Source organism: Qipengyuania sp. NPDC077410 (assembly GCF_044543405.1).
GTDB classification, from domain to species: Bacteria; Pseudomonadota; Alphaproteobacteria; order Sphingomonadales; family Sphingomonadaceae; genus Qipengyuania; species Qipengyuania pacifica.
On sequence record NZ_JBITWB010000006.1, the window covers coordinates 66,472 to 72,675 of the forward strand.

The 6,204-nt window shown below is 56.0% G+C and carries 7 protein-coding genes; 5 read left to right on the plus strand and 2 right to left on the minus strand.

Annotated elements, in window-relative coordinates; translation table 11 throughout:
* Nucleotides 1-2: 2 nt before the first annotated feature.
* The gene (pdhA, locus tag ACIGGE_RS17590; RefSeq protein ID WP_103025069.1) at nucleotides 3-1,079 is read right to left on the minus strand and encodes a pyruvate dehydrogenase (acetyl-transferring) E1 component subunit alpha; all 1,077 of its coding nucleotides are present in this window, start codon (nucleotides 1,077-1,079) and stop codon (nucleotides 3-5) included.
* Nucleotides 1,080-1,205: 126 nt separating this feature from the next.
* Entirely contained in the window at nucleotides 1,206-1,520 is a 315-nt protein-coding gene (locus ACIGGE_RS17595) for a septum formation initiator family protein (RefSeq protein WP_103025070.1), read from the minus strand.
* Between the two features lie 171 nt (nucleotides 1,521-1,691).
* Here ACIGGE_RS17595 and hppD point away from each other — a divergent pair, with 171 nt between their 5' ends.
* The 5 genes from hppD to ACIGGE_RS17620 all read left to right on the plus strand — a co-directional run bounded on the left by hppD (nucleotide 1,692) and on the right by ACIGGE_RS17620 (nucleotide 6,126).
* The gene (hppD, locus tag ACIGGE_RS17600; RefSeq protein ID WP_397491308.1) at nucleotides 1,692-2,813 is read left to right on the plus strand and encodes a 4-hydroxyphenylpyruvate dioxygenase; all 1,122 of its coding nucleotides are present in this window, start codon (nucleotides 1,692-1,694) and stop codon (nucleotides 2,811-2,813) included.
* Nucleotides 2,810-3,382 (plus strand): VOC family protein, encoded by a 573-nt coding sequence (locus ACIGGE_RS17605; RefSeq protein WP_272020111.1) that lies wholly within the window; start codon nucleotides 2,810-2,812, stop codon nucleotides 3,380-3,382. Before hppD ends, ACIGGE_RS17605 begins: the two co-directional genes overlap by 4 nt.
* Before the next feature lie 80 nt (nucleotides 3,383-3,462).
* Nucleotides 3,463-4,341, plus strand: a complete 879-nt coding sequence (locus ACIGGE_RS17610; RefSeq protein ID WP_397491309.1) for a mechanosensitive ion channel family protein — start codon at nucleotides 3,463-3,465, stop codon at nucleotides 4,339-4,341.
* Between the two features lie 75 nt (nucleotides 4,342-4,416).
* Nucleotides 4,417-5,595, plus strand: a complete 1,179-nt coding sequence (locus ACIGGE_RS17615; RefSeq protein ID WP_397491310.1) for an MFS transporter — start codon at nucleotides 4,417-4,419, stop codon at nucleotides 5,593-5,595.
* Between the two features lie 210 nt (nucleotides 5,596-5,805).
* Complete coding sequence (locus tag ACIGGE_RS17620; RefSeq protein WP_397491311.1) at nucleotides 5,806-6,126, plus strand: hypothetical protein; 321 nt, start codon at nucleotides 5,806-5,808, stop codon at nucleotides 6,124-6,126.
* The last annotated feature ends 78 nt before the right edge of the window (nucleotides 6,127-6,204 follow it).

The window sequence follows — 6,204 nt, forward strand, 5'->3', positions numbered from 1 at the left end:
GCTCAATACTCCTCCACCAATACGTCGGTGTAGAGTTCGCTCGCTTCCGGCTCTGGCGAGTTCTCGGCAAAATCCGCAGCTTCGGTGACGGTCTTGCGAATATCCTTGTCGATCGCTTTCAATTCTTCCTCGGTCGAGCCGTTTTCGAGTAGCAGCTTCTTGATCCCTTCGATCGGATCCTTGTGGTCGCGAATATCCTGGACCTCTTCGCGCGTACGGTACTTTGCCGGGTCGGACATCGAATGCCCGCGATAGCGATAGGTATTGCATTCCATCAGGACCGGACCCTTGCCTTCGCGAACATGCTTGAAAGCGATCTCGGCAGCCTGCCTGACTTCAAGAACGTCCATGCCGTTCACGTCCATTCCCGGAATACGGAAGGCTGTGCCGCGGCGGTGGAATTCTGTTTCAGCAGAGCTGCGACCGACGGCGGTTCCCATGGCGTACTGGTTGTTTTCGACCACGAAGACGATCGGCAAATTCCAGAGCGCCGCCATGTTCATCGTTTCATATACCTGGCCCTGGTTGGCCGCACCGTCGCCGAAGTAGGCCAGGCAGAAACCGCCATCGTCGTTGTACTGGTGAGCCAGCGCGAGACCACCGCCCAATGAAACCTGGGCTCCTACGATGCCGTGACCACCATAAAATTTATGTTCGGTCGAGAACATGTGCATCGACCCGCCCTTGCCCTTCGAGATGCCGGCTTCCCTGCCGGTCAGTTCGGCCATGATGACTTTGGGATCGATGCCGTAGGCGAGCATGTGACCATGGTCGCGGTATCCGGTGATGACGCTGTCCTTGTCACCATCGAGCGCGGACTGGAGGCCGATCGCAACAGCTTCCTGTCCAATGTAAAGGTGACAGAAACCGCCGATCAGGCCGAGACCATACAGCTGGCCCGCGCGCTCTTCGAAGCGACGGATGAGCAGCATCTGCTCGTAAAAATGGAGCATCTGCTCCTTGCTGGCATCGTAATGGCGATTCTCTTCCAATGCCTCTTGCAGGGAGTGGAGAGCGAAGTCGGGATCTTCTGCAGGCGATTTGGTGGGCTGCTTCTTGCTCCGGGGGGCTTTGGCCAAGACTTGTGTCCTTGTTCTTCCGGGGAGGATGTCAGTTGCGCCTATAGGCACAGGCTTGCGACCCGCGCAACGGCAGAGCGCATGTGCATACGAAAACCCTTACGGCAAGCGATGGTTTCGCTCCGTTCAGTCTTCCAGTTTTATGACGACTTCGTTCGGATGCACGACATTGAGCTGACTACGCAGCAGCTCGCCGACCATATCGGGATCAGCGGCGTTGGGATCGAGTAAGGCGACCCGGTTCTCCAGCGCATGCCGTTCGGCCTGCAATTTTGCCAACTGGGCCTCGCGCTGATCGAGCAGCCGCAAATTCTCACTCCAGGCAAGCAGTCCGGATGGACCTGCAATCGCCAATCCGCCCATGACCAGGAGCGCAGCAAGTGCGGCATGCTGCGAGGTCCTGACTCGGCGGATCGAAGCTAGGGAATTTGTGCGGCGCATAAGGCGACAGAATCACAGTTAACCGCTTCGCGCAAGTACAATTCATCGTCGACATCCGTTTGACGCATGAAAGGAACTGGCCACCATGCACGGCCGTTGAAAACTTGACAGCTTACGAGCGACTGTGATTAGTTACTTTTGAAACCACCTAGCAAATCCCAGAGGATGTAAATGACCGATCTCTTCGAAAATCCAATCGGACTCGACGGATTCGAGTTTGTCGAATTCTGCGCTTCCGAAAAAGGCGTCGTCGAACCGGTCTTTAAAGCGATGGGATTTACCCATGTGGCCACGCACCGATCCAAGGATGTGGATCTCTGGCGTCAGGGTCAGATCAACCTCATCCTCAACTACGAACCGCGAAGCGCAGCATGGTTTTTTGCGCGCGAACATGGCCCCTCGGCATGCGGCATGGGTTTCAGAGTTCGCGATGCGAAGAAGGCCTACGAAGAACTTCTCGATAAAGGCGCAGAACCTGTCGCGGTGGAAACCGGCCCGATGGAACTGCGTATCCCTGCCATCCGCGGCATCGGCGGTGCTATCGTTTATCTGATTGACCGTTATGCAGATGCAGAAGGCGACGGCCTTTCCATCTACGATATCGATTTCGAGTATCTCGATGGTGTCGAAAAGTGGCCAGTTGGAGCGGGCTTCAACGTGATCGATCACCTGACACACAATGTCTACAATGGACGCATGAAATACTGGGCGGATTATTACGAGACGCTCTTCAACTTCCGCGAGATCCGCTTTTTCGACATCAAGGGTGAGTATACTGGCCTGACATCCAAGGCATTGACCGCGCCTGACGGCAAAATTCGCATACCGCTCAACGAGGAAGGTGAAGGCGGCAAGGGCCAGATCGAAGAGTTCCTCAAGGAATTCAACGGAGAGGGTATCCAGCACATCGCCTTGATCTGTGACGATCTCGTACAGGCCTGGGACAATCTGAAGAGCCTTGGCGTTCCCTTCATGACTGCCCCGCCCGAAACCTATTACGAAATGCTGCCCGACCGTTTGCCCGATCACGGGGAGCCGGTGGATGAATTGAAAGCCCGCGGGATCCTGCTCGATGGTACGACAGAAGGCGGGCACCCGCGTCTGCTGCTGCAGATTTTTGCCGAAGCGCAGGTCGGTCCGGTGTTCTTCGAATTCATCCAGCGCAAGGGTGACGAAGGTTTCGGTGAAGGAAACTTCAAGGCGCTGTTCGAGAGCATGGAGCGCGACCAAATCAAGCGCGGCGCGCTTAGTGTTGAAGATGCCAAAACAGTCGAGACGGAGCCCGCAGAATGAGCGAAGCATCTGTTCATCCCGTGAAGCTCGCTGGCGTCCACCATGCGGCCTATCGCTGCAAGGATGCCAAGGAAACGGTCGAATGGTACGGCAAAGTACTCGGCATGGATTACACGACGGCCTTTGCAGAGGATCACGTGCCATCCACGGGCGATTACGACCCTTACATGCACGTTTTCCTCGATGCGGGTAATGGCAATATCCTAGCCTTCTTCGAACTGCCAAATCAGAAAGACATGGGCCGGGACGAAAATACCCCGGCTTGGGTCCAGCATCTCGCTTTCAAAGTTGGCAGCGAAGAAGAATTGCTCGCGGCCAAGACGCATGTCGAGAGCTTGGGCATCGAGGTTCTGGGTCCAACTCACCACGGCATTTTCAAATCGATCTACTTCTTTGATCCGAATGGTCATCGGGTAGAACTAGCCACGGATATCGGCACCGATGAACAGTACGCCGAATTGAAGCGTGTTGCCCCTATGATGCTTGACGAATGGAGTCAGACCAAGAAAGCTCCGAGGCACGCCGATTGGCTGCATGAAATCGCTCGCAAGGAACACGCCGGAAGCTAGACTTTCAAAAGGCCATAGCCGGCAATTCGGAACCCTTTGTGCAGCCCTCCCGTTGCCTCGCAAAGGGAGTTTTCCGCGACGTGAATTATATCGCAACGCTGCGCACGCAGTTGCAAACCATGGGCAAAGGCTTTGTAGAGGCGCTGCCCAGCCTCGCGATTGCATTCTTCATCATCCTTATGACGTGGATCGTTGCGCGATTTGCCGTGCGCATTTCCGACGCCGTCGTTGGGCGCACCGAGATACGCAGCAGCCTGAAGAACCTTATCGATACGCTCGTCAGGCTCGGGATCTGGACCCTCGGCATCTTCATCGCGGCGGTGGTGGTCATCCCTGATCTCACGCCGGCCAGCCTGCTTGCCGGACTTGGCATCGGAGCTGTGGCGATTGGTTTTGCCTTTCAGGACATCTTCGAGAATTTCCTGGCAGGCGTGCTTATCATGCTGCGGGAAAAAATGCGCATCGGCGACGTGATCGAATGCGAAGATATCACCGGCAAGGTCGAACACATCACATTACGCGAAACGCATGTGCGCAAACTGTCCGGTGAACTCACAGTCGTGCCGAACTCCATCCTTTTCAAGAACCCGGTCGAAATCTTTACCGATGTCGATCAGCGCCGTCATCAGGTTGTAGTCGGCGTGTCATACGACACGCAGCTTGATCATGCTGCCGATATCATCCGCCGGGCGGTCGAAGGTGTCGATGACGTACTCGCCAGCAAGGGTGTTGATATCTTCGCGCAGGAATTCAATTCCAGTTCCGTCGACTTTCTCGTCCGATGGTGGGCCGGATCGACGCCGCGTGCAGGTTGGGAAAGCAAGGACAAGGTCATCCGTGCGATCAAGGCCGCGCTGGATGACGCCGGGATCGAAATTCCTTTCCCCTATGTGACGCATACTTTTAAAGAGACGGTGCCCGTCAGTCAGTTGGGTGACACGAAGCAAAAGACGCCATAAAGTCACCGACACAGGACCGGCTTTCGCGGTCAGATTCAGGGAAATATCGGTGACCCATGCACCAGGACGTTGGGCGTGAGCCAGCCTACGCGACTGACCGGCGTTCAGGAAACTTCACTGGCAATTGCTGCGGCAGTGGTCACTGCTAACGCCTACTACATCCATCCGATAATCGCCGAGGTGGCCGATTATTTTGGGGTCAGTCATTCCCGAATCGGTTTAGTCCCGGCACTCAACCAGATCGCTCTGGCCGTAGGCATTTTCCTGCTCCTTCCGCTTGGCGATCGTATTTCGAACCGCAGGCTGACGATCACCTTTGCTGCTGGTCAGACCGCTTCGATCGCCCTGATGGCCATCGCCCAAGGTTTCACGCTGTTCGTCATCGGGTCCACGATGCTCGGCTTTTTCACCATAGCGCCCTATCTTTTGCCGGCCTACGCTTCGAAGCGTGTTGCGCCGGAACGACTGGGTCAGGTGACGGCGAAATTGGCTGCGGGCGTTATTCTCGGGATCCTCATTGCACGGGTGGGTGCTGGTGTGGTTGCCGAGCATTTCGGATGGCGAATGATCTATTGGATCGCAGCGGCACTGATGTTGGCTGTCACACTTGCCTTGCCGCGACTTATGGAAGGTGGGGAACGATCCGCACGAGACCGGCAGTCCTATCTGAATCTTTTAGTCTCCATATTCCCATTGATAGGCAGACATCGGGAGATACTGTTTTCGGGTGCGATCCAGGCGCTGAACTTCGGTCAGTTCATTGCCGTATGGCTCGGCCTTGCGCTTTATTTGACCTCACCCGAAATGGGGTATGGGACGGACACGGTCGGGTATCTTGCAGGCCTTGCTGCGATCAGCATTTTCTCCACGCCCCGGCTCGGCCGGTGGGCCGACGAAGTTGGCGCCCGCAAGGCGCGGGCGATCTTCGCGTTCTGTCAACTCGCGGGCATCTTGCTCCTCTGGCCCCTTGGCGGCTCGCTCTGGACCCTCATAATCCCACTCATGATCACGAATTTCGTGGGCCCGGGTGTCGATGTAACCGGTCGAATGACTTTCCTCGCACTCGATCCGGGTGTTCGAACGCGGTTGACCACGGTTTACGTTGTCATGATGTTCATCGGTGGCGGCATCGGCAGCTATGCTGGCACGGCCGTTTACGACGCGTTCGGATGGGCAGGAACCTGCGGTCTACTTGCTCTGTGCTCGCTTGCACTAGCTTCTCTCGCGACCGCTGCCAGAAGGTTCGGCCGATAAATGGTCACGGCGCCTCTGGATCTCGCATCCGATCACGTACACCCGGACCCGTCCCACTCAATGAGCACCCACGTTCTGACCTGACCATACTTTTAAGTATAATGGTGCGGTTCTGCAGTAGCGCGCTCTTAACATGCGGCAGGTTAAGCTCCGACGATCTCATTTAAACTAGGAACGTCAGTGTTCGCAGGATCAATAGAAGAGAGGCGTTTGGCAGCGCCCGCTTCCAAAGAAAAGTTCGGGACGGGATCGGAACCCGCCTACGACGCGATCACCAAATTCGCTTCGAATGTATTCGACGTTCCCATAAGCATTCTTTCGCTTGTTTTAGAAGATGAGCATGGGTTCAAGTCTGGCCATGGCCTCGACATGTACAACGTTGAGAGGGCTCGCGCTTTGTGCGCGCATGTACTCGAGACGCTCGAGCCGCTAATAGTCCTGGACGCCCGCTTCGATCAACACGTCCCCAGCGCTCCAGCGTTTGACGGCGAGCAGGAACTACGTTTTTTTGCCGGTGACGTGACCCCCTGATTTTCCTCCAGTCTCGATTAGAGTCCGGCCCTGACAGAAGGACGGACGAGATGAAGAGAACGAGGTTTTCAGAAGAGC